This is a genomic window from Pantoea sp. ANP04 (assembly GCF_041982285.1).
GTDB classification, from domain to species: domain Bacteria; phylum Pseudomonadota; class Gammaproteobacteria; order Enterobacterales; family Enterobacteriaceae; genus Pantoea; species Pantoea eucalypti.
On the sequence record NZ_JAUTYS010000069.1, the window covers coordinates 1 to 659 of the forward strand.

At 61.2% G+C, this 659-nt stretch carries 1 protein-coding gene; it reads right to left on the bottom strand.

Annotated elements, in window-relative coordinates; genetic code table 11:
* A partial coding sequence (locus Q7C21_RS22365) for an FMN-binding protein (RefSeq protein WP_375151138.1) occupies nt 1–528 on the bottom strand: 528 nt, incomplete at its 3' end.
* Nucleotides 529–659 lie beyond the last annotated feature (131 nt).

The following is a 659-nucleotide window of genomic DNA, read 5'->3' on the forward strand; positions in this document are numbered from 1 at the left end:
GCGCATGACGATCTCGTTGACCACCATCACGGTCACGGTGGCGCCGGTCACGGCATCGATGGTCACAGCATTGCTGTCGCTGGAGCGACCGACCACCACGCGCTGGTCGGCCCGGATGCCCTGGTACTTGGCGTTGAAGTCGTGCAGTTTCTGTTCGGGAATGCCGATCAGCAGGATCGGCTCGTGGTGCTCCAGCACATAGGCGTCGCGGATCACGCCCTGCGGATCGAGCAGCACCTGCATGTTGATCGGCTTGCCGGAGTAGGCCGGGATCTGAGTGACGTTGATGCTCTGGAACGCATAGCCCAGTACCTCGTCACCCTTGCGCAGGGTACGGACCCGGTAGTCACCTTCGGGCTCGGAGACGCTCTGGACATCGGGGAAGAACTGCTCGATGCGCTGTCGCTCGACCTCGTAATCCTTGGCCTGCAGCGGCAGTGCGCCAAAGACCAGACTCAGAAGAACGACAAGACCCTTGACCCAGGTACCCAAGGCACCGGCCAAGGATGGGAACTCGCGGGGAGCCATCACTTCACCTGCTTCCATGTAAACGTGGCTCGCATGGTAGGTGAGCGGTCGCGCGACTCCCCTTGACTGCAATCAAGGACGTCCTGAGGCGCCGGTTTGGCTGTTCCTTCGTTGTCCCATGTCAATAAACC